This is a genomic window from Photorhabdus cinerea (genome assembly GCF_011189575.1).
In the GTDB taxonomy this organism is placed as follows: domain Bacteria; phylum Pseudomonadota; class Gammaproteobacteria; order Enterobacterales; family Enterobacteriaceae; genus Photorhabdus; species Photorhabdus cinerea.
Window position 1 is genome coordinate 1 of sequence record NZ_PUJW01000135.1, and the last position, 631, is coordinate 631.

A 631-nucleotide genomic window follows, 5' to 3' on the forward strand; every position below is an offset into this window, starting at 1 on the left:
AACGTAAGCGCCCAATTAAGCAATGCAGTTTACATAATGTCGCTGATGTTGACATTCCACGGTAACAGATCGTGCAATGAATCATCAGAATGGCATTTGGGAAGTTCCGTAAAAATATGCCGAAAATAAAAATAAGGATTGATGTCATTGGCCCGGCAGGTCATCACTAGGCTGTATAAGTTGGCGCTGGCAAAGGCACCGTCAGGCGAGGTGGAAAAAATCCAATTTTTACGCCCGGTCGTGAACGGGCGGATATCCCACTCAGTGACGTTGTTATCAATACTGATATGACCGTCTTCCAGATAGACACAGCTTCAACCATTGGTTCAGGGCATACGTGATCGCCGTGCCGATGGCACTTTTCGGTAACACCGTCCGGCTGGCTTCGGTCAGCCAGTCGTAGAAGTCTTTCAGAATCGGTGTCGCTTTTTCCTGTCGTAATCGCCGTCGTTCATCCGGGCTGAATGGTTGGGCTTCCCGCTCAATGGCGTACAGTCGGGCGATAAAAGTCAGCCCCTGTTCGGCGCGTCCGGCTTTTTTACCCGGCTGAACTTTCTGGGCCTCGGTAAATTTACGACGGGCATGCGCCATGCACCCGGCGTGTCTGACCGATTTCAGCGTATCGTAAGCC

The 631-nt window shown here is 51.0% G+C and carries 1 pseudogene; it reads right to left on the bottom strand.

Going from position 1 to position 631, the window contains the following annotated elements:
- Positions 1 to 29: 29 nt before the first annotated feature.
- A pseudogene (gene tnpC / locus C5469_RS23960) lies at positions 30 to 631 on the bottom strand (IS66 family transposase); the annotation flags it as partial.